The organism is Amycolatopsis sp. CA-128772, from assembly GCF_002904295.1.
In the GTDB taxonomy this organism is placed as follows: domain Bacteria; phylum Actinomycetota; class Actinomycetes; order Mycobacteriales; family Pseudonocardiaceae; genus Amycolatopsis.
In genome coordinates this window covers 89,141-110,788 of the sequence record NZ_PPHG01000009.1, presented here as the reverse complement: position 1 = coordinate 110,788, position 21,648 = coordinate 89,141, and the positions used below count along the sequence as shown (strand labels likewise).

Below are 21,648 nucleotides of genomic sequence, written 5' to 3'. Positions count from 1 at the left end.
TCGGTCAACTCAGGGAGCACGATGACCACCACCGAAACGAGCCTCGACCGGCTCGCCGCGCTCGACCCGGTGTTCGCCCAGCAGGTCGGGGCCACCGCGAAGCACGTCCGGGCGATCCCGGAACTCACCGACCGCGAGAAGACGTTCCTGTGCGTCACGGCCGACGTCTGCCAGGCGAGCCTGGGCCTGGCGTTCACCGCGCACGTGCGGGCCGGCCTGGCCGCCGGGGTGTCCACCGCGGACGTCCGCGAGCTGCTGCGGTTCGTCTCGTACGACTGCGGCTACCACGCGGCGACGGCCGGCATCGAGCGGATCGCGGAGCTCGAGGCGGAGCTCGGCCTGCCGCGGCCGGACGCCGAACCCCTGGCCGCGGAGCTGCTTTCGACCGGGCCCGACGCCGCGCCCAGCCCGCTGCCGGACGAGGTCCGGGCGCGCCTGGACGCCCTGGACCCGCACTTCACCGGCTACTTCGACCTGCAGTCGCGGATGCGCACCGGACACGGGCCCGGCACGCTCAGCGAACGCGAGCGCGGCCTGGTCAGCCTCAGCGTCGACGTCCACTACCAGACTCTCGCCGACACGTTCCGCATCCACGTCGGCCGCGCGCTGCGGGGTGGGGCGTCGCCGAAGGACGTCCGGGCAGCCCTGCGGTTCAACGCCCAGTTCGGCGTCACCCGGGCCTGGCGGGCATGGGAAGCGCTGAACGAGATCCTGGCCTAACCGAGGACCTCGTCCGCGAGCCGGCCGAGGTAGCCGGCGAACCGTTCGCGGTCCTCCCGGGGCCAGTGGCCCACGAGCCCTTCGAACGCCTGGCGCTGGTGGGCGCGCGAAGTGTCGAGAAACTCCTTCGCTCCTTCGCTGAGGGTCAGCACCGCCCGTCGCGCGTCGCGGGTCGACGTCGAGCGCACGACGAAGCCGTCTCGCGCCGCTTCGGCGACCATCCGGCTGGCCACCGAGCGGTCGATGCCCAGCTGGCGCGCCACGTCCGCGACCGTCACCGCGTCGCCGGTAGCGCCGTCGATCGCCTGGATGACGAAGAGGTTCGGCACTGTCCACGACGGCGGCGCGTCGGCGGCGAAGCGCTCGACGACGTCCGGTGCCCACTGGCGCGCCCAGTGCCGGACCAGCCGGAAGAGCGCCGGGCCGCCTTCGCTTGATGCGTGCATAAGGCACACTATAATGTGTGCTTTATGCACGCATCTCGGAACCTCGCCTACGCCGGTCTCCTGCTTGGGATGGCCGTGGCCCAGCTCGACGGCCTGGTCCTCACCGCGGCCCTGCCCTCGATCGGCGCCGACCTGCACGCGCGCACCGGGCTCGTCGCGGTGACCGCCGCCGGCCTGCTGACGCTGACCGTCGCCACGCCGCTGCACGGCCGGCTGGGCGACCTGCACGGCCGCCGGGTGTCCTTCGCCGCGTCGGTCCTCGTGTTCGCCGCGGCCTCCGCGTGGTGCGCGGCCGCGCCCGACCTCGGCTCGCTGGTCGCCGCCCGCGCCCTGCAGGGGCTGGGCGGCAGCGGCCTGATCGTCACGGCGATGAGCGCGCTCGGCGAACTGTTCGACCGCGACGAGCTGCTGCGCCGCCAGGGCTGGCAGACGGCCGTCTTCGCGGCCGCCACCCTGGGCGGGCCGCCGCTGGGCGGCCTGCTCGCGGCCGGCCCCGGCTGGCGGTGGATCTTCCTGATCAACCTGCCCCTGTGCGGGCCCGCCCTGGTGCTCGGCTTGCGCGGGCTACCCGCGAAACCGCGTCGGAGCAGGGAAAAGTTCGACGTCCCGGGCAGCGCGCTGCTGACCGTCGCGGGTGCCGCCGTCGTCACGCTCGGCACCGTCGACGCGCTCGCCCGCAGTCCACTGTGGACGCCGTTGCTGGGCGGAACCGCCGTCGTGGCCGGCTTCCTGTTCGTCCGGCGTCAGCGCCGCACGCCGAACCCGCTGATCTCGCCGAAGGTGTTCGCCGACGCCGTCCTCAAGCGCGCGGTGGTGGTCAACGGCCTGGCCGGCGCCGCACTGTACGGCACCTTCACCTACGTCGCGCTGGTCGCCGCCCTGGGCGCGGGCGCCGCGGGCACGGGGGTGCTGCTCGTCGCCATGACCGCGGGACAGCTCGCCCTGTCGACGTCGTTCGCCGCGCTGGCGCGCCGGCACCCGGACATGACGGCGTGGGGCCGGTCCGGCTGCCTGCTCGGCACGGCCGGGCTCGCCACGATCGCCGTCGCCGCCGTTCTCGGGGGCTCGCCCTGGTTGCTCGGCCCGGGCCTGTTCGCGATCGGGGCCGCGTTCGCCGCCGGCACTTCCGCCTACACCGTGCTCGGCCAGACGCGGGCCGACCGGGCGCTGCTGGGCGTCACGCTGGGCTCGCTGACCTTCGCCCGGCAGGCCGGCGGCCTCGCCGGGGCCGCGGTGTTCGGCTGGCTCGCGCTGGCCACCACCGGCGAGCTGGCCGCGCCGGGCCTCGCCGTCGTGTTCGCCGCCGCGGCCGCGACGATGCTGGTGGCGTGGCTCACCGCGCCGGCTGGCACGTCTTCGGCCCCGGCCTCGTCCAGGCGGTAACACCGAGACGAAGGAGACCGAAATGCCGCGTATCCCCGCGAAGAAGACCGCCGAGGCCGGGCTCTTCCTCAAGCTCGTCTACCGGATCGCCGGCCGCCGCTACGGCGCGGTGCCCGAGCCGGTGGCCATCACCGCGCACCACCCCGGGCTGCTGCGGACCTCCGTGGTGCACGAGCTGCTGGCCGAGCGCGCGTCGAAGAAGATCCCGGCGAACGTGCGCGAGCTTGCCGTCTACCGGGTCGCGACGCGGATCGGCTGCTCGTGGTGCGTCGACTTCGGCACCATGCTGCAGAAGCACGACGGCCTGGACATCGAGCGGCTGAAGAAGATCGACGACTACGCGACCTCGCCCGCGTTCAGCCGGCCGGAGCGGCTCGCGATCGCCTACGCCGACGCGATGTCCGGCGAGGGGGTCACCGTGACCGACGAGCAGGTCGCCGAGCTCGAGCGCGAGTTCGGCCGCGACGGCGTCGTCGAGCTGACCTACCAGATCGCGCTGGAGAACTCCCGCGCCCGGATGAACAGCGCGCTCGGCGTCGTGGACCAGGGTTTCACCTCCGGCGCCGCCTGCCGGGTCCCGCTGCCGTAGGACCCCGCGAACCCGACCGCGGTGGGACGCGCCGGCGGGGTCCGCCGCGGGACCGTTCTGCGCATGCACCTCGTCGCCAGTGAACGGATCAAGCTCTTCAGCATCGCCACGCCCTGGGTGTGCGGCCTCGTCGCCCTGTTCGCGCTGGCCTTCCCGGCCGCGATCACCGCGCTCAGCGCCGGCGAATCCCGCCTGCCGCCCACCGTCGCGAGCACGCAGTTCGGCTACCAGCTCGCCCTGGTCGCCGTGCTCGTGCTGGCGGCGCTCGCGGTGACCGGCGAGTACCACTCCGGCACGATCCACGGCACCTTCCAGGCCGTGCCGAGCCGGACGCCGGTGCTGCTGGCCAAGGCCGCGCTCGTCGGCGGCTACGCGTTCCTGCTCGGCGAGGCCGGCGCGTTCGCCGCCTGGCTGGTGGCCCGGACCCTCGCCCCGGACGCCGACCTGGCCCTGGACAGCGCCGCGGACTGGCGGATCGTCGCCGGCACCGGCCCGGTGTTCGCGCTGGCCGCCGTCGGCGGGGTCGGCGCCGGCCTGCTCCTGCGGCACACCGCCGGTGCGGTCGCGCTGCTCGTCGGCTACCCGCTCATGGCGGAGAACGTCGTCCTGCTCATCCCGCGGGCCGGGCAGGCGATCCACCGGTGGCTGCCGCTGAACGCCGTCACGAAGTTCCTCAGCGGCCACGGCGAGGCGAACGCGGGACGGGACGGCGGCAACGCCACCGTCCTGTCCGACTCGCCGCTGAGCCCGGGCTGGGCGCTGGCCTACTTCGGGGCCTTCGCCGCCGTCCTGCTGGCCGCCGGGATCGTGCGGGTCAAGCGCCGGGACGCGTGATCCGGGCCAGCTTGTCGGGGTTGACGAGGTCGTAGATCGCCACGATCTTCCCGTCGCGGATGGTCATCGCCTGCACGTGCTCGTCGAGGGCGAAGAAGCCGTCCTGGCCCGGCTGCGGCGCGAGGTGCATCCCCAGGTCGCCGTTGACGAGCACCGGCGTGCCGCCGGTGAGCGTCCCGGGCGGGTACTTGCCGGCGAGGCCCAGGAAGAACCGGGCGATCTTGTCCGCGCCGACGATGAGCTGGCGGGTGGTCCGGCCCTTGCCGTTCGAGTCGCCGATCAGCACCACGTCCGGGGCGAGCAGCTCGGTCATCGCCCGGATGTCGCCGGCCTGCAGCGCGGTGACGAACATTTCGAGGATCTTGGCCTGGTCGTCCAGCGGCACGCGGGGCGCCGGATCCGCGTCGGCGAGGGCCTTGCGGCCGCGGGAGGCGTGCTGGCGCGCGGCCCCCACCGAGACGCCGAGCGCGTCCGCGATCTCGGAGAACGGCACCGAGAACGCGTCGTGCAGCACGAAGGCGACCCGCTGCTCCGGCGTCAGCTTGTCGAGCACGACCAGCGCCGCCATCCGGAGGCCGTCGTCGCGGACGGCGACGTCCAGCGGGTCCTCGCTCACCGGCCGCCCGAACGGCGTGACGACCGGCTCCGGCAGCCAGTTGCCGACGTACTTCTCGCGTTGCGCGGCGGCCGACTTGAGCCGGTCCAGGCAGATCCGGCCGACGACCGTGGTCAGCCAGCCGCGCAGGTCGCGGATCGCCGCGCGGCCGCCGTCGTCGAGCCCGGTGAGCCGGAACCAGGACTCCTGGACGGCGTCTTCGGCGTCGGCGCGGGTGCCGGTCAGCCGGTACGCCACCCCGATCAGGTGACTGCGGTGCTCCGCGAACTCCGCGGCGAGCGTGTCCTGGGCGGTGGGCGTGGTGGCCATGCCCCGAGTGTGCCGCAAAGGGCGAGACTAGAGTGGGCGGCGTGGCAGGACGGATTCGGGAGAGCGACATCGCGGAGGTGCGCGAGCGGAACCGGATCGACGAGGTCGTCGGGGAGTACGTGGCGCTGCGCCGCGCCGGTGGGGGCAGCCTGAAGGGCCTCTGCCCGTTCCACAACGAGAAGACCCCGTCGTTCAACGTCCGCCCGGCGCACGGCACCTTCCACTGCTTCGGCTGTGGCGAGGGCGGCGACGTGATCAAGTTCGTCCAGAAGATCGACCTGATCTCGTTCGTGGAGGCCGTCGAGCGGCTGGCCGACCGGGTCGGCATCCGGCTCACCTACGAGGGCGGCGGCGCGACGATCCAGCGCGACCGCGGCAGCCGCACCCGGCTGGTCGAGGCCCACCGGCTGGCCCAGGAGTTCTACGCCGAGCAGCTGGTCACCGACGAGGCGCGCCCGGCGCGGGACTTCCTGTCCGAGCGCGGGTTCGACGCCTCGATGGCCAAGACGTTCGGCTGCGGGTACGCACCCGGCGGCTGGGACAAGCTGACGAAGTTCCTGCTCAACCGGGGTTTCGAGGTCAAGGAGCTGCTCACCGCGGGGCTGTCCAAGGAGGGCCAGCGCGGCCCGATGGACCGCTTCCACCGGCGGCTGGTCTGGCCGATCCGCGACGTCGGCAACGACGTCGTCGGCTTCGGCGCGCGGCGGCTGTTCGACGACGACCGGATCTCGGCGAAGTACCTCAACACCGCCGAGTCGCCGATCTACAAGAAGTCCCAGGTCATGTTCGGCCTCGACCTGGCCAAGCGCGAGATCGCGAAGCGGCACCAAGTGGTCGTGGTCGAGGGCTACACCGACGTGATGGCGATGCACGCGTCGGGCGTGCCGACGGCGGTGGCGTCGTCGGGCACGGCGTTCGGCGAAGACCACATGAAGGTGCTTCGCCGGCTGATGATGGACGACGACGCCTTCCGCGGCGAAGTCATCTTCACCTTCGACGGTGACGAAGCGGGCCAGAAGGCGGCGCTGAAGGCGTTCGAAGGCGACCAGACCTTCGCCGGCCAGACGTACATCGCGGTCGCGCCGGACGGCATGGACCCGTGCGAGCTGCGGCTGGCCAAGGGCGACAGTGCGGTGAAGGACCTGGTCGCGCGGCGGACGCCGCTGTTCGAGTTCGTCATCCGCAGCACGCTCAAGAACTACGACCTCGACTCGGTCGACGGCCAGGTCGCGGCGCTGCAGAAGACCGTGCCGATGGTGGCGTCGATCAAGGACCGCGCGGCCCGCGACGGCTACGCGTCGAAGCTCGCCTGGTGGGTGGGCTGGCAGGACGTCGCCCAGGTGGTCAACCGGGTCCGCGGCAGCGCGGGCGCGACCGACAAACGCGGCGGGGCGCCGCTGCGGCAGCCGGCCCGGGCTCAGGCGGCGCCGGCCGCTCCCGCGCAGGACGTCGCCCGCCCGGCCCCGAAGGACCCGCGGTTCGCCGTGCAGCGCGAGGCCCTGAAGGCGGCGCTGCAGCAGCCCGCGATCGCCGGGCCGGAGTACGACGCGCTGCCCCTGGAGGCGTTCACGCACCCGGTGTACGTCGCGGTCCACGAGGCGGTGCTGAAGGCCGGCGGCGCGGGTTCGGGCCTGACCGGCCCGGCGCTGCTGGACGCGGCGGCCCCGCACTGTCCGGAAGGGACGGTCCGCCGGGTGCTGTCGGAACTGGCCGTGGAACCGTTGCAGGCCAAGGACGAGGTCGACTCCCGGTACATCTCGTCGATCCTGGCGAGGCTGCAGGAGGGCCTGGTCGGGCGGCAGATCGCGGAGATCAAGGGCAAGCTGCAGCGGCTGTCGCCGGTCGAGGCGCCGGACGACTACCGCGCGCTGTTCGGCGACCTGGTCGCGCTGGAGCAGTACAAGAAGTCCCTGGGCGAGCAGGCGGCCGCCGGCGCGTGGAGCTGAGATGAGCTTCCTGCGCCGCTTGCTGGGCGACCGCACGCCCGAGGGGTTCGCCGGTTCCCTCGCGCCGGGCGAAGACGTCGTGGACAGCGCCCCGGTCGAAGGCGGCGGCCACCTGGTCGTGACGGCGCTCGGCTTGTGGATCCCGGCCGGCGACGGGGCGCGCCGCGTCGGCTGGCACCTGATCGCCAAGGCGGCCTGGGCGGACGGCGTGTTCACGCTGACGGAGTCGGCCGAGGTGGCCACCGCGGGTTCGGCGGTCGTGCTGGCCGACCGGCCGCCGGTGCACTTCCGGCTGCCGGCGCCGGGCAAGGTGCCGCGCGAGGCCTACCAACGCGTCGAAGGCTCGATCCGCACGCGGCACCGGCAGGAGATCGGCGACGGCGGCGCGTGGTTCGTGCAGCGCAAGGTGCCCGGCCGGGACGGCAGCGTCCTGCAGGTCCGGCCGGACCCGGGTACCGACGTCACGCTGGTCGAGGCCATCGCCGAGCAGGTCGCGGCGAAGCTGGTCAACCCGGCGGAGTAGCAGTACGCTCGTACTCAGTACAGGCGTACTGTTAACCGGGAGGCCGCTGTGTGGGATCCGGACAAGTACCTCGACTACGCCGACCTGCGGGCCCGGCCGTTCCATGACCTCGTCGCCCGCATCGGCGCGTCGTCCCCGCGGCGCGTCACCGACCTGGGCTGCGGCCCGGGCAACCTGACGGCGTCGCTGCGCGACCGCTGGCCCGCGGCGGCGCTGGAGTGCAGCGACAGTTCACCCGAAATGGTGGCGGCGGCTCGCGCCCGCGGCCTCGACGCAACTCTCCTCGACGTCCGCGACTGGCAGCCGGCGCCGGACACCGACGTCGTGGTGTCCAACGCGGTCCTGCAATGGGTCCCGGACCACGCCGCGTTGCTGCGACGCTGGGCCGCTTCGCTGCCCGAGGGGGCCTGGCTGGCGGTCCAGGTGCCGGGCAACTTCAACGCCCCGTCGCACGCGCTGACGCGCGAACTGGCGGCGTCCCCGGAATGGGCGTCCCACCTGTCCGACGTGGTGCTGCGCGAGGGCGACGCGGTGTCGGCCCCGGCGGAGTACGCGGACCTCCTGGCGGACGTGGGCTGCACGGTCGACGCCTGGGAGACGACGTACGTGCAGCCCCTGCGCGGGCCGTCCCCGGTGCTGGAGTGGATCGCGGGAACGGCCTTGCGCCCGATCCGCGCGGCCCTGCCCGACTCCGAGTGGGAGCGGTTCCGCGCGGACCTGGCGCCGCGGCTGGACGCCGCCTACCCCACGCGGGCCGACGGCGTCACGTGGTTCGAGTTCCGCCGGGTGTTCTTCGTGGCCCGGATCAGCGCTTGAGCTTCTCGCCGATCTTGGCCCGGGCCACCCCGGCGGCCCCTTGCACCATGGGGTGGTCGACGACCCGGCGGTAGGTGCGCACGAGCTGCTCGTACCGCCCCCGGCCTGCCTTGGCGCCCAGCACGTACCCCAGGCCCGCCCCCAGCAGGAATTTCTTCATGCGCGTCCACACTCCACATCGTTAGGTCGTCCGACTGTCCATTGTCCAGGAAAACCACCGCGCGGGGGCGGTTGCGCTAAGTGGGGGGTGGTGCACGACGCTTCCGGGGCATGGGCTAAAGTTCTTCTTGTCGGTCGGAGAGACCGGCACCGGAAGTGAGCGGCAATCCCCTGTAGCTCAACTGGCAGAGCATTCGGCTGTTAACCGGAGGGTTCTTGGTTCGAGTCCAAGCGGGGGAGCGCAAGGCCCAGGTCGACGACCTGGGCCTTTTTGCTGCCCTCGAGTAGGGGCCGATTTAGTTGTGGCTTCAGACCGTGTCGCTGCCAGTTAACCTCTGCGACGGGCAGCAACGACTGCTGTACAGGTGGTGGGGTAGTGAGCGTCGACCGCTACCTTCTCCCGAATCGGGGATCACCTGCCGGAGCCCGTCCGCGGACGGGGTGGGAACGGGATGCCCGACGTGAACCGGCACAAGATCTGGCGTTTGCGCGGTAGCAGTCACTGGGCCACGGTAAGCCGAAGCCACCGACGGCTGGGTGCAGCACGCCGCTGGGTGATCGGGCCCGTTAGGTGGTGGCAGTCTTCTCGGCCACGGATCGGCATCGTCGATGGCGCGTTGTCTGCGGGTGACAGTCACCGTCCGTAAGTGGCCTCCGAGCAGAGCTTCCTGCGGCAGCCTGACACGCTGCGCAGAAGATCCGGCAACCACGCAAACAGCCGTAGCGAAGCACCTGATCGGCATCTTGACGTGGGTCGATTCCATCCCGACGGAGGTGACGAACCCAGAGAAGGCAGGGGCGGTGCCGCCGCGCTTCACCTGCCGCCCGGAGACCTGACGCAGACCAGCGGTGCTAGCCGGTACCCGCATGGCAAGTACCCGGCATGGGTCAATGAGATGCGTGACAAGCACCTCGGACTGCTTGTCGTGCCTTCGCCGGCGTCGAAATCAGCCCTCGGGTTGCGACTACTGCGTTGACCCGCAATGTCCGTGGGCAGCGCTGGCTGGCCGCGTGTCGGCCAGCCACCTCAGAGGACCCGCCGATCGGCTTCCCGATCACCGCGGCCGGATCATCGTAACCAGCCGCCTTCGCCGCTTGATGATCACGAACGAGGGAGCATTTATGCTCCATAAACGGCGACGATCGACGTCGATTGACACCGAATCAAAGCATGAGCGAATGCAAACCGCCCAGCTAGGTCGACTGAGGGCGACCCACGTCCAGAACCTCCAGTCAACCGAGGGCGAGGTGCTCTCTGTGGAGACCCGGTGAGGTGGCTGGAGACCCTCTGAGGGCCCTGAGGACGACGTCAACAGACCTCGGCTGGAGGGCCAAGGGGTGCGGTGCGAGTAGGGGCTCGTGTACCCAGAGCGTCCTCGGCTCCGCTACGACTCGGCGTTCTCATTGTGGACTGCGTCCTCTGGGGTGGTGCCTCAGCTGATTCGGTAGAAGTGGCCATCCTGGACGGCGAGAACGACGAGTGGCGAGTTTGTCGGACCTGCTGTCGCCCGCCAAGACGTGGCGCCTGCTGGGGCTGTTGAGCTCTGAGTGGCAGTCAGGGGTAGTCCGGTGATGCCGCCGCCGGTCACCGTGCCCGTGGAATCGGTGATGAGGATGCAGCCTGGCGGAGTTCCGTTGAGAACTGCCCAGCCGGTGATGATGGTGTCTGCGCCGGCGGTGGGGGAGTCCGTCGCCCCGTGTGCGGTCCCCGGGCGGTCGTGCGGCATCGGTTGTGCGGTGGCGAGGTTGACGTGGCTACCGAGTTCGGTGCCGCCGCAGCCGAGGGTGAAGGCGTCGTTGAACGGGTACGCCCGCAATGCGCGGGCGGCGGGTGCGGCGCCGCGTTGGATGTGAAGGGCGTCCAAGGCGGCGGGCGCGTCGACCCGAAGCGCGATGGCGGACAGGGTGAGCGGTGCGTAGCTGCGGCGGACTTCATCGGCTTTGCCACCGCCGATCGCATGCGTGATCAACGCGAGGGTGACGATTCCGGCGACGAGGTAACGCTGTGGCCACTGTGGACGGTGCAGGGTGATCAGGACGAGCAACGCGATGGTGGCGAGTGCGGCGACGAGTACATAGCGGCTGATGAGGCCTACGTTGCCTCCCGGGACGTTCGTCGTCGTCCGGCCGAGCGCGAGCATCAACCCCAGCGCGAAGGCGTAGCAGGCCAATCCCGCCCATCCGGCGTCTGCGCTGGCCGACTCGCGCAGGCGGTCCCCGATCGTCCGGTTGAGCAGCAAGCCGAGCAGCGTGATCGTCAGGCCGCCCACGATCACCGCGACGACGGCGATGTCCACTGACCACAGCCCGCCGACGGCGGCGGCGACGACCGACAGACGTCCGTCCGGGTCGAACGCCGCCGTCGCCCCCGACTGTGCCCCGGCGGGTTTGGTGAGCCACCACGCACCGACGATCACGACGCCTGCCGCCGCCGGGATCACGATCCGTGGTCGAGATTCCTTGCGCAGCCACATGATGAAGGCGACCACGAACCAGATCGGCAACGCTGCTCCGAAACTGAGACACGCGACAACGGCGGCTCCTGAAGCGAAGGCGAGGTGGCCGCGGTGGGCGCAGGCGATCGCGATCGTGCAGAAGGTCACGGCGGGCACCCAGCTGATGCCGTTCGTGCCCTGCAGCCACAGTTCGGTGGCGTGGGAGCTGAACAGCAGCCACGCCATGCCCGCGGTCAACGCGCCGCGGGCTGTTGGTGAGAGCTGTCGCGGCAGCATCGAACGCAGTGCCAGCACCGCGACGGCCAGCAGAGCGACGGTCAGGACCGTCAGGACGCGGTTGTCGCCGCCGAACCACGCCGCGTCGGCGTAGAACAGCAGCGAAGGTACGACGAACGGCTGGTCGAGGTGGTAGGTGAACACCTGGCCGAGCAGGAGGTTGCCGCTGTCGTCGGTGATCTTGGCGAAGACGTGCCAGTAGTCGAGCAGCACGTGCATCCGCGGCGCCCGCACCGCGGTCAGCAGGGCCAGGCTGACCGGGACGGCCGCGAACAACCACCACGCGACCACGCTCGGCCGCCACGACGCGCGGTCGCGGGCCGGCGCGGCGATGCGCGGGATCGGCGCGGTGACGTCCGGCCCGTGGGGCTCGGCGAGCGCTGGCTGGGTCATGGATCTCCTGCCGGAACGGATGGCTGCGGCCCGGCGATGGCGGGACCGGCAGGCATCGTAACCGGCGGCGTTGGCGCGCTTGCAAGGCGGTGACCTGGACTTTTACTGGATCGGTGAGTGCTTGGCAACTGTGGGTCTCGTCTCACCGAACCTGTGTAACAGCTGTGAATCCCTGCCGATGATTGCTGCGGGTGAGGGACGAGGACTTCCCGACCCCTGAGCAGACCGGGCACGAGGTGCGCGGCGAGCCGGGCAAGACCCTGCGGCGGCAGCTGTGTCCCGCGGGGCCATTGGGGGCGACCGCGGCGGGGTGCCGGGGTCGCCGGGGGAGGTACTGGCGTGCTGCGTTTGTCGCGTCCTGTCCATCTGGTCCGCTGGGTCAGGGCACTCGTGCTCGTCCTGACGATGACCCTGCTGCTCGGCAGCACCGAAGCGATCGCGGCACCGCCGCGTCTGACCGAGGCGCCCAAGCCGATCGACCCGCGTGAGGTCGGCCTGCTGCCATCGGCCGCACCTGCGCCGGTGGCCCCGCAGGCGCCGTCGAAGGCGGATTTCGCAGCACAGAGCCGGTTGGATGGCGGGGCGGGCACGCACTTCGACCCGCAGCGCTCGACGCCGGTGTCGCGGACGATGTTCACCACCGAGTACGTCAACGCCGACGGCACGCACTCGGTGCGGCAGTCGAACCAGCCGATGAACGTGCAGGACGAGCACGGTCAGTGGCAGCCGGTCCAGACCACCCTCGAGACGGACCCGGCGACCAAGCGCGCCGACGCCGACAACCACCCCCTGAGCCCGTCGCTGGCCACCAAGGCCGACGACGCCGCGGTGCTGCAGGTCGAGTCCGGCGGCCACACCGCCGGCTTGGCCCTGGACCAGGCGGCTCCGACGGCGGCCGCGGTGAAGGGCGACTCGGTCAGCTACCCCGAGGTCGCCGCCGGCACGGACCTGGACTACGAGGTCACCCCGGGCGCGGTCAAGGAGACGATCAAGCTCAAGCGGCCCCCGGCCGACGGGCGCTCGTCGTGGAAGTTCAAGCTCACCACCGGCGACTTGACGCCGAAGCTGGCGACGAACGGCGCCGTCACCCTCGCCGACAAGGCGGGCGCGGTGAAGATCGTGCTGCCGCCGATCGAGACCTGGGACTCCGCGGGCAACGGTGAGACCGCCCCGGCGATGACCGGCGGCAGCTACACCCTGGACAAGGCCGGCGCGGACTGGTGGCTGACCGTCGCGGTCGACCCCAACTGGCTGCGCGACTCCAAGCGCGTCTACCCGGTGTCGGTCGACCCGACCTTCACCTACGGGGTCACCGAGTCCCACTCCTACCGCTCCGACGGCACGAACTGTGACGCCTGCGGCCTGCGGATCGGCAACAGCCAGGCCAAGGGCGACACGTACAACCGCAGCGTCTTCCACATGGACTACTCGCCGCTGTTCGGCAAGACCGTGGTCGGCGCGCGGATGGACCTCACCCGCAACACCAGCGTGACCGGCTCGCTCAAGACCTGGAACGCGAACCTTTACCACGCGTCGGGCTTCAATTTTAACGGCGTCGGCGGCTACATGACCAGCGCGTTGGTCGGTGACGTCGGCAGCTTCGTCGGCGAAGGCATGACCGGGTTCATCCGCGACCGCGTCAACGCCCGCGACGGCTCCGTCTTCTTCATGATGATCGGCGCCGAAAACGCCGGCACCTGGACGTACAAGAACCTCAACGCCACGTTGACGGTCGACACCGGTTCCCCGGCCCCGGCGACCACGCTGATCGGTCCGGCGGACGGCGCGGTGTCGACGTCGCTGACCCCGACGTTGTCGGTCAACCCGGTTACCGACCCGGATGGCGAGGCCGTCAAGTACTGCTTCCGCATCGCCACCGGCGCCGACGCGAAGTCGGGTGTGGTCGTCGAGTCGGGCTGCCTGCCGACGCCGACGTGGACGGTCCCGGCCGGGATCCTGCAGGACGGCGTCGCGTACACGTGGCAGGCGATGACCTACAGCGGCGCTACCACGATCACCCCGACCTGGGTCGGTCACTTCAAGATCGACCAGCGGATCGGCGACCATGGCCCGTCGCCCACCGACGACGCTGGCCCGGTCGAGGTCAACCTGGCCAACGGCAACGTGTCCACCAGTGTGCAGACGCCGACGTTCACCGCGGCCGGCGGCAACGCGGGACTGTCGTTCACCTACAACTCCCAGCAGGTGGAGAACAAGGGCCTCAAGGCGTCCTACTTCGCCGACCTGTCGCACAACGGCATCATCAGCGACGCGCAGCAGCCGGTGCTGGTGCGCACCGAGCCGCAGGTCAACGTCGACTGGGGAACGGATTCGCCATTCGCTCCCGCGTTGCCCGCGGACTGGTTCGTCGCCCGCTGGGAGGGCTTCTTCCAGGCCCCGGTCACCGGGACCTACCAGCTGGCCGGTGTGCACGACGACGGCGCGACCGTGTGGATCAACGGTGCCAAGGTCTACGAGGTCAACGCTGCGAGCGACCTGAACTGGACGCAGGCCGCAAACGTTTCCCTGACGGCCGGTCAGCGGGTGCCGATCAAGGTCGAGAACGCGGAGGCCACCGGCGCGGCCAAGATGCGGCTGTTCGTCCGCACCACCGACAACACCGCTGTCGCCCCGCAGATCGTCCCCGCCGACTGGCTCTACACCAGCGACCTCCCGGTGCTGCCGCAGGGCTGGGCGCTGTCGGCGGACCTGGACGGCGACGGCTCGAGCTACACCGATGCCAAGGTCAGCGACCAGAACATCGTGCTGACCGACGCCTCGGGCGCCAAACACACCTGGACCAAGAAGAGCACCGGTGGCTACACCCCGCCAAGCGGCGAAGACGGCATTCTGGCCGTCGACGCGGCCGGGAAGATCACCCTGACCGACGGCGGCGAGGTGTTCGTCTTCCGCGCCGACGGCAAGCTGGAGAGCCAGACCTCCAGCATCGACTCCCGCAAACCCTCGGCACTGCAGTACATCTACGACGGCACTCCCGCGCGGCTGCGCGAGATCAAGGATCCGGTCTCGCAGCGCTCGCACATCCTGCACTACAACCGCGCAGGCGACGACTGCTACGGCGGCGTGACCCCTCCCGCCGGCGCGCAAACCCTGCCGCCGGCGCAGATGCTGTGCCGAATCAGCTACTGGGACGGTTCCGAAACCCGCCTCTGGTACGTCGGTGGCAACCAGCTCGGCCGGATCGAGGATCCGGGCTCGGAAATCACCGACTACGGGTACAACCCGGCCGGTCTGCTCGCCGGAACGCGGGACAGCCTCGCCAACGACTGGATCGCCGCGGACCCGGCCAACCGCAAGGCCAACGAAGGCGATCTGACCCACACGATCTCCTACGACACCGCCGTCAAACCGAAGGCCATCTCGGTCAACTCCGCGGTGCCCGCGATCGGCAAGGCCCGGTCGGCCCGCACTTACCGCTACGACCCGGCGAACCGTCAGACCTTTGTGGACGTCGCGGGGCTGAGCCCCGCGACCGGGTTCTTCTCGAAGGTCACCTACGACGACGCCGACCGGACCACATCCACGACCGACAGCGCGGGGAAGACGTCGGCGCAGGAATGGAGTCCGAAGGATCTGCCGCTGTCGACCACTGACGCGGCCGGACGCAAGACCACCACGGTCTACGACTACGCCGACCGTCCGGTCGACTCATACGGCCCGGCACCGGCGTCCTGCTTCACCGGTCAGCTGCCCAGCGGTACTTGTCCGGGAGGAATGTCCCACGGCCACAACGGCTATGACGAGGGCATCAACGGTCTCGCCGTGTCCTGGTACGACAACGACCAGCTCTCCGGCGCGCCGAAGGCCCACACCACCGGACTCGGTACCGCGGACGGCACGTTCGTCAAGAACTGGGGTTCGGTGGCGCCCACCGCGGGAATTCCCGCGGACCACTATTCGCTGCGCGCGGCCGGCGACATCGTCTTCCCCGCCGCTGGTGACTACACGTTGCGGCTGCTCGCCGACGACGGCGTTCGCGTGTGGGTCGACGACCAGCTCGTCATCGACGACTGGATCAACACCACGGCGAAGTGGCGCCAGGGCGTCGTGCACGCCGATTCCGCCGGTCAGGCCAAACGAATTCGCGTCGACTACTACGAGTTCGATCTCACCGCCCAGCTGGAACTGCACTGGACCACCCCGTCCGGCACTCAGCAGCCCGTTCCCGGTACGCAGCTGCGGCCGCGCTACGGGCTCAAGACCTCGACCACGGCGTCGGAATCCGACGGTGTCGCGGACAAGACGGGAACCACCAGCTTCGGTGACAGCGGGATCGACCCGGTGTACGGGCTGGCCACGTCCGGACTCGCCAACCCGTCGGGGCTGAAGGTCGCCGGCTCGGTCTCCTACGAGACGCCCGGCAGCGGCTACCTGCGCAAGACCGCCAAAACCATGGCCACCGGCGCGAAAACCACCTACGCCTACTACGGCGACACCGAGACGCGAGTCAACCCGTGCGCGGCCGGCAGCGCCGCGGTCAACCAGGGCGGCTTGGCGAAACTGACCACCTCGACGGCCCCTGCGACGGGTTCGGCCCGGGTCGACGAGCAGGTCTACGACGCCTCCGGGCGGGTTGTCGCCGAGGCGACCGGCGGGGCGTGGACCTGTACCAGCTACGACAGCCGAGACCGGCCCGTCCAGGTCAAGGTGCCCGCGAGCACCGATGCCCCGGCACGGTCTGTCACCCACGATTACGCGGTCGGCGGGGACCCGCTCACCACCGCGATGAGCGACGACAAGGGCACCGTCACCACGACGGTCGACTTCCTCGGTCGTGAGGTGGGCTACACCGACGTCAACGGCGTGCGCACCAGTACCGGCTACGACCAGGTCGGCCGCGTCACCTCCGCCACCGTAACCCCGCCCAACGCCGCGGACCTGCCGCGGACGATTTCCACCACCTACGACGACGCGGGCCGGACCGTCACCCAGAACCTCGACGGCCGGCCTCTGGCCACCGTCGGCTACGACAACGCCGGCGAACTTGCCACCGTCGACTACGCCAACGGCACCTCACTGGCGTCGACGTCGAAGGACAACGCGGCCAGGCTCCTGTCCCTCGGCTGGAAGACGAGCGACGGCAGAGATGTGGTCAGCAAGGTCGGTCGAACGTCGGCGGGGACGATCATCGACGAGTCCCTCGCCGGCGTCGATGCCCGGCCGGACGCGCCCAACTATGTCTACGACGGGGTCGGGCGGCTCACCGAGGCCTACGTCACCGGGCACCACTACACCTACGACTACACCGCGTCCGCGTCCGCGACGTGTCCCAACGGCACCCAGGCGAACGCGGGCCTGAACACCAACCGGATGCGCCTGCTCGACCAGACCGCCTCCGGCACTGCCGAAACCCGGTACTGCTACGACGCGGCCGACCGGCTGCTGGCCACCGAGGGTGCCACTGCTCTGTCCGGCTTCACCTACGACGCCGACGGCAACACCACCGGCTGGCAGGGAGCCGATGGCACGACCGCGCTGACCTGGGACGGCTCCGACCGCAACATCGGCGTCAAGTCCTCCGGCCCGAATCCTGCGCTCAACGCCGACATCGCCTACACCCGGGATGTGACCGATCGGATCGTGCGACGCGACCCGCGTGACTGCGACAACAACACAGTCGTCCGATACGGCTACACGAGCGACGGCGACACCGCGGACTTGACGCTGACCGCCGATGGTCGGCTCACCACGCTCGCGCTGACACTGCCCGGTGGTGTCCTCTACACGACGAGGGTCGGCTCCGACGGAGCGTTCACGCCGACCTACGACCACCCGTCGGTGCGCGGCGACCTGGTGTTGTCCACCGACTCCGCAGGCCACCAGATCGGTGAGCTGCGGACCTTCGACCCGTATGGGCAGCCGTTGACCGCCTCGGGTGCGGTTGACAGCCAGAACGTGCCGGACAACGGCCCGGGCTCGATGGACTACGGCTGGCTCGGCCAGTACCAGCGTCCCTACGAGCACACGGGCGCGCTGTCTGTGGTGCAGATGGGAGCGCGGCCCTACAGTCCGCTGCTCGGCCGCTTCCTTTCCGTCGATCCGGTCGACGGGGGTTCCGCCAACGACTACGACTACGTCGCCGGCGACCCGATCAACGCGATGGACCTCGACGGCAATTCCTGGTTCAGCTCCATCGTGAGTGTCGTGACCAAGGTGGCCGAGGTGGCCTCGTGGATCCCCGGACCGATCGGAACGATCGCCAGTGGGGTGGCTGCGGCAGGAAACGCCATCCAGGGGAATTGGGGAGCGGCGGCTCGGTACGGCGCGCAGGCCCTCGCAGGTGTCCTCACCGCTGGGATCGGCACGGCGGCGGTCGGTGCGGCGATCGGTGCTTACAAGGCCGTCAAGTTCGCCCGCGGCGTCGGCACGATCCTCAAGGCCGCTCGACGTTCACAAGGGTTCGTGTACAAGGGCGTCAAGGCGACCTTCCGCCAGTCCCGGGTGGCCGGACGAATCTGGGTCGGTCCCCTCGCCAAGAAGACGGTCACGAAACGCGGCAGCGTCCGCTGGGTTTCCCGCAACGGCAAACGCCAGTACCGATCTCCGGAGAACAAGGGGCGGCGTGGCTGGCAGTCCAACTTCGAGTCCGGCCGCGTCAACAAGAAGTACACCAACAACTACCATGTACGACACTGAGTGGCAGGAGGTGTCATGACGCGTGACACGTCGAACGACTTCGCGTTCGCCGACCGGATCGCCGAAGTGATGGACGGGACGCGGTTCGAGGGATACCTCCACGTCACGGTCCCGGAGCTCATCAAGAGCGCTCGTGCCGACGGTGCCACTTATGTCGACATGGTGTTCGCGCGACGGGATCCGGATGAGCCAGAACATTGGCGATACGAGGATCGCGCAGATCCGGGGACGGAAAGCGCCCTGGAGGAACTGGAGGCGGCGCGGCTCGACTGGTATGGCGAGCAGTTCGATTTGCACTGGTTGGACAACGAGGCGACGGCGAAGGTCCGTCTCGACGTGTTCCACGAGGGGGACGAGCTCGCGTAGGGTGGTGAGGTCGTACTGGGGAACTGCACGATTGCGAGTCAACGGTGCAGTTCCCCAGTCGTGCAACCCGCGGCGGAAGCACGAACTAGCTACGACGGCCAGAACATGCGCGCGGCGGCCTGGCTGTCGAACTAGGGGCGACTAAGGGCGAATTGCAGGTCTCACGAGGTTGACCGAAGTCGACTGAGGGCATGAGCGATTGTAAAGGTCCCAGCCAGATCGACTGAGGTCGACACGAAACCACTCGAACCAATAATCCGAAGGCGAGGTGCTCTCTGACGTCTGCGGGCACGGCGAGGTGTTCCGGTCGCCTGCCGGGGGTCCGGCACATGTTCGCCGCGCTCGACCTCGCGTCCGGGCAGATGTTCTACCGGTTCTGTAACCGCAAATGCTGACCGCCGCGCTGTAGCTCCGTTCCTCGAGGCACCGCTGGATCAGCCGGTCGCAGGTCCGGACGCTCTGCTCGACCTCGGCGCACGTGAGCTGCCCGAGCGACTTGATCACCCGGTTGCGGACGTAACCGCGCCACTGCCGGATGGTGTCCGGCGACCGGCCGTGCTGCCGGTACTCGACCTCGAGGTCGTCGATCCACATCGCCGCGACCTTCCCGAAGGGGGTGTCGCGGCCGATCTCCTCGGACAAGATCTCGTCGCGCATGTCGACGAGCTTGGCCTTGAGGTTGTCCCGGGCGGCGGCCTTGCTGGCGCCGCGGGCGCGGACGTGCTTGGACTCGCCGTTGGCGAGCCGGATGCGGGCGGACGCTTCGTACCGCTTTGGGCCGACATCGGCGAGGCTGATCTCGCCCCAGGCACCGACGGGTGTCGGTCGGCGCGGCATCACGCATCTCCCGACGTGCGCTGTCTTCGAAATCCAATCAGGTTTTGTGTAACACTTTCTTGGGTAGCGCCACCCGTTACCGATTCGTCTTTGGCTTCCCGGAGATTCCGTACCCGGACAGCATGGCATTGATCTCCGCTCGCTTCCTTTCGTTAGCGTCCCTGAGAAGTACGGCCGTGCGTCCCGCCGCCGCGGTCGAGCCGCGCCACTTCGTCCAAGCGGGCGGGTCGGGTTTCACGACGGACCGACTGACTGACTGCGGCAGGCGCGTGTATCCGCGGCGCAGCCCAGCGCAGACGAGGCGACCGTCGAAGCTGCTGCAAGCCAAGGTGGTCAGCCACTCTGTGCGCTCGTGCTGCGGCCGAGATCACCTCATGTTCCCCGGTGCGACGAGGCCGCTTTCGTACGCGTAGACGACTGCTTGCACCCGGTCGCGTGCGCCGAGCTTGAGGAGGATTCGGGAAACGTGGGTTTTGACGGTGCCTTCACCGATGTAGAGGTGCCGGCCGATCTCGGCGTTGGACATTCCTTGGGCTATGTCCCGCAGGACATCGGTTTCGCGGGCAGTCAGCGTGTCGAGCGTTTCGTTGAGGGTGGGGTCCTGGGTAGGGGCCGCTGCGGCGACCTGCTTGATGAGCCTCATCGTGACGGAAGGAGCCAGCAATCCCTCCCCGGACGAGACGACACGGATGGCCTTCAGGATTTCCTCGGGTGGCGAGTTCTTGATCAGGAACCCCGAAGCCCCGGCTTGCAGGGCGGCGTGGACGTAGTCATCGTCCTCGAACGTCGTCAAGATCAGAACTCGGGTGTCGGTGCTGCGGGTGACTTCGCGAGTTGCGGCGATGCCGTCGAGCCGTGGCATGCGGATGTCGAGGACGGCCACGTCCGGACGCTCGCTCAGTACGTGGGTCACCGCTTCATCGCCGTCAGCCGCTTCACCGACGAGCGTCATGTCGGCCTGCAGGTCGATCACGGTACGCAGAGCGTCCCGCATCAGTGGCTGGTCATCGGCGATCACGACGCGGATCATCGGGAGCCTGCCATGGGCAGCCGTGCGTGGACGCGATAACCGCCGCCTGGCAGGGCGCCCGCGTTCAAGGTGCCGTCGAACATTCTCACCCGGTCTCTCATTCCGGCGGTTCCGTGCCCGCGGCCGGCTTCGGCTGAGCGTTTCCCGTCGCCGGCGGATTCGTTGGTCACGGTCACCTCGACTGCGCTGTGCGTCACCAGGACGCTCACCGAGGTCGGTGCCATCCCCGCGTGCTCCAGCACATTCGTCAGCGACTGCTCCACGATGCGATACGCCGAGAGCTGGAGAGCGTCGGCGGGCATGGGGTGTCCGGAGCCGAGCCGCCAGTCGATCGACATCTCGATGGTCAGTCCTACCTCGGCGAAGTTTCCGGCGAGCCGCGGCAGGTCGGCCAACCCTGGCTGCGGGCTCAACGGCGCGGATCCGGCGGACGGGCCGTCATCGGGCGTTTCCGCGTCGGATGCTTTGAGCGCGCCCAGCATGCGGCGCATTTCGCCGACCGCGTGCCGGGCCGTGTCTTCCACCCCTCGCAACGCCGCCTCTGCTCGCTCGGGATCGGTGCGCATGGCCAGTCGGGCGGCTCCGGCTTGCACGCCCATGACGCTCACGTGGTGGGCGACGATGTCGTGCAGTTCCCGCGCGATGCGTCCGCGTTCGGCCAGCACGGCCCGGACGGCCTCCAGTTCCCGCTCGGTCTCCAGCCGGGCGGCACGATCGGTGAGGCCCGCCAGCGCCCGGCGCCGCGCTTCGACGGTGGCGCCGATGAGCCACGGAATTCCGATCGGCAGGGCGGCGGCCGCGATTGCCGCCGGAACGGTGTAGCTGCCGGCGGAGTCGCCCAGCCAGTTCGCCGCCGCCCAGGCCGTGGGGACGACACTGGCGGCCGGCAGTAGCACGCGCGCCGGCCCGGTTCCGTACGCGGCGATCGCGTACCCGGCGAAGATCAGTCCGATGTCGACAGAGCTGCCCTCGGGACCGGCGGTGAGCAGCTGCAGCGTGCTGCCCGCGACAGCGAGGGTGAACACGCTTGCAGGCCGCTGTCGGCGCCGGGGCATGGACAGCGCACCGGCGGTCAGCGTCAGCGCCGCGAGGTAGCCGGGGTCAGGCCGAGGTTGCCACGGGTGCAGCTGCGCCGCGCCGGTCACGAACACCACGACCGTGATGACGACATCGAGAGCCGGGCGCCGCAGCGAGGAGATCCGGTCGGGGTTGAGCCGGGAGTTCACGAGGCCATCCCCGCTGGACGCGTTTGCGCGCGGCGAACGCCCGCCCGGGTATGCCGTAAGACAGAC

General features: G+C 70.0%; 16 protein-coding genes and 1 tRNA gene. 10 read left to right on the top strand and 7 right to left on the bottom strand.

The genetic code is table 11. The annotated features are described in order from the left end of the window. Positions 1 to 21 precede the first annotated feature (21 nt). Positions 22 to 720 carry a carboxymuconolactone decarboxylase family protein gene (locus C2L59_RS04035; RefSeq protein ID WP_103348148.1) on the top strand — a complete coding sequence of 233 codons (699 nt, stop codon included), beginning with the start codon at positions 22 to 24 and terminating at the stop codon, positions 718 to 720. Here the strand turns inward: C2L59_RS04035 and C2L59_RS04030 are convergent. Beyond that, positions 717 to 1,166 (bottom strand): MarR family winged helix-turn-helix transcriptional regulator, encoded by a 450-nt coding sequence (locus C2L59_RS04030; protein ID WP_103348147.1) that lies wholly within the window; start codon positions 1,164 to 1,166, stop codon positions 717 to 719. The two genes, C2L59_RS04035 and C2L59_RS04030, sit on opposite strands and share 4 nt — an antisense overlap. Before the next feature lie 24 nt (positions 1,167 to 1,190). Between C2L59_RS04030 and C2L59_RS04025 the strand changes: the two genes are divergently transcribed. The 3 genes from C2L59_RS04025 to C2L59_RS04015 all read left to right on the top strand — a co-directional run bounded on the left by C2L59_RS04025 (position 1,191) and on the right by C2L59_RS04015 (position 3,972). Then, on the top strand, positions 1,191 to 2,549 hold the full coding sequence (locus C2L59_RS04025; protein WP_103348146.1) for an MFS transporter: 1,359 nt from the start codon (positions 1,191 to 1,193) through the stop codon (positions 2,547 to 2,549). Between the two features lie 22 nt (positions 2,550 to 2,571). Further along, positions 2,572 to 3,138: a carboxymuconolactone decarboxylase family protein gene (locus C2L59_RS04020; RefSeq protein WP_103348145.1), complete on the top strand. Its 567-nt coding sequence runs from the start codon at positions 2,572 to 2,574 to the stop codon at positions 3,136 to 3,138. A 63-nt stretch (positions 3,139 to 3,201) separates the two neighbouring features. Further along, positions 3,202 to 3,972 (top strand): hypothetical protein, encoded by a 771-nt coding sequence (locus C2L59_RS04015; RefSeq protein ID WP_103348144.1) that lies wholly within the window; start codon positions 3,202 to 3,204, stop codon positions 3,970 to 3,972. Here the strand turns inward: C2L59_RS04015 and C2L59_RS04010 are convergent. Next, positions 3,953 to 4,897 (bottom strand): sigma-70 family RNA polymerase sigma factor, encoded by a 945-nt coding sequence (locus C2L59_RS04010; RefSeq protein ID WP_103348143.1) that lies wholly within the window; start codon positions 4,895 to 4,897, stop codon positions 3,953 to 3,955. The two genes, C2L59_RS04015 and C2L59_RS04010, sit on opposite strands and share 20 nt — an antisense overlap. A 32-nt stretch (positions 4,898 to 4,929) precedes the next feature. Between C2L59_RS04010 and dnaG the strand changes: the two genes are divergently transcribed. Genes dnaG through C2L59_RS03995 form a run of 3 tightly spaced genes read left to right on the top strand, consistent with a single transcriptional unit; the run spans position 4,930 to position 8,182 of the window. Next, entirely contained in the window at positions 4,930 to 6,843 is a 1,914-nt protein-coding gene (gene dnaG / locus C2L59_RS04005) for a DNA primase (RefSeq protein ID WP_103348142.1), read from the top strand. Position 6,844: 1 nt separating this feature from the next. Further along, positions 6,845 to 7,366 carry a hypothetical protein gene (locus tag C2L59_RS04000; protein ID WP_199198902.1) on the top strand — a complete coding sequence of 174 codons (522 nt, stop codon included), beginning with the start codon at positions 6,845 to 6,847 and terminating at the stop codon, positions 7,364 to 7,366. Between the two features lie 48 nt (positions 7,367 to 7,414). Further along, the gene (locus C2L59_RS03995) at positions 7,415 to 8,182 is read left to right on the top strand and encodes a trans-aconitate 2-methyltransferase (RefSeq protein WP_103348141.1); all 768 of its coding nucleotides are present in this window, start codon (positions 7,415 to 7,417) and stop codon (positions 8,180 to 8,182) included. Here the strand turns inward: C2L59_RS03995 and C2L59_RS47745 are convergent. After that, positions 8,172 to 8,342 (bottom strand): hypothetical protein, encoded by a 171-nt coding sequence (locus C2L59_RS47745; protein WP_003097798.1) that lies wholly within the window; start codon positions 8,340 to 8,342, stop codon positions 8,172 to 8,174. The two genes, C2L59_RS03995 and C2L59_RS47745, sit on opposite strands and share 11 nt — an antisense overlap. Positions 8,343 to 8,508: 166 nt before the next feature. On the opposite strand from C2L59_RS47745, the gene C2L59_RS03990 reads away from it, so the two are divergent. Continuing rightward, positions 8,509 to 8,581, top strand: a tRNA-Asn gene (locus C2L59_RS03990). A 1,193-nt stretch (positions 8,582 to 9,774) separates the two neighbouring features. Here C2L59_RS03990 and C2L59_RS03985 read toward each other — a convergent pair. Then, positions 9,775 to 11,466 carry a DUF2079 domain-containing protein gene (locus tag C2L59_RS03985; protein ID WP_103348140.1) on the bottom strand — a complete coding sequence of 564 codons (1,692 nt, stop codon included), beginning with the start codon at positions 11,464 to 11,466 and terminating at the stop codon, positions 9,775 to 9,777. A 339-nt stretch (positions 11,467 to 11,805) separates the two neighbouring features. Between C2L59_RS03985 and C2L59_RS03980 the strand changes: the two genes are divergently transcribed. Together C2L59_RS03980 and C2L59_RS03975 are read left to right on the top strand one after the other, a co-directional pair. Then, entirely contained in the window at positions 11,806 to 18,123 is a 6,318-nt protein-coding gene (locus C2L59_RS03980) for a PA14 domain-containing protein (RefSeq protein ID WP_233223263.1), read from the top strand. Between the two features lie 15 nt (positions 18,124 to 18,138). Then, the gene (locus tag C2L59_RS03975) at positions 18,139 to 18,489 is read left to right on the top strand and encodes a hypothetical protein (protein WP_103348138.1); all 351 of its coding nucleotides are present in this window, start codon (positions 18,139 to 18,141) and stop codon (positions 18,487 to 18,489) included. Between the two features lie 141 nt (positions 18,490 to 18,630). On the opposite strand, the gene C2L59_RS47360 is transcribed toward C2L59_RS03975, so the two are convergent. The 3 genes from C2L59_RS47360 to C2L59_RS03960 form a co-directional block, all read right to left on the bottom strand. Then, on the bottom strand, positions 18,631 to 19,326 hold the full coding sequence (locus C2L59_RS47360) for a hypothetical protein (protein WP_158263023.1): 696 nt from the start codon (positions 19,324 to 19,326) through the stop codon (positions 18,631 to 18,633). Between the two features lie 367 nt (positions 19,327 to 19,693). Further along, complete coding sequence (locus C2L59_RS03965) at positions 19,694 to 20,356, bottom strand: response regulator transcription factor (RefSeq protein WP_103348137.1); 663 nt, start codon at positions 20,354 to 20,356, stop codon at positions 19,694 to 19,696. Continuing rightward, positions 20,353 to 21,582, bottom strand: a complete 1,230-nt coding sequence (locus C2L59_RS03960; protein ID WP_158263022.1) for a sensor histidine kinase — start codon at positions 21,580 to 21,582, stop codon at positions 20,353 to 20,355. Before C2L59_RS03960 ends, C2L59_RS03965 begins: the two co-directional genes overlap by 4 nt. Between the last annotated feature and the right edge of the window lie 66 nt (positions 21,583 to 21,648).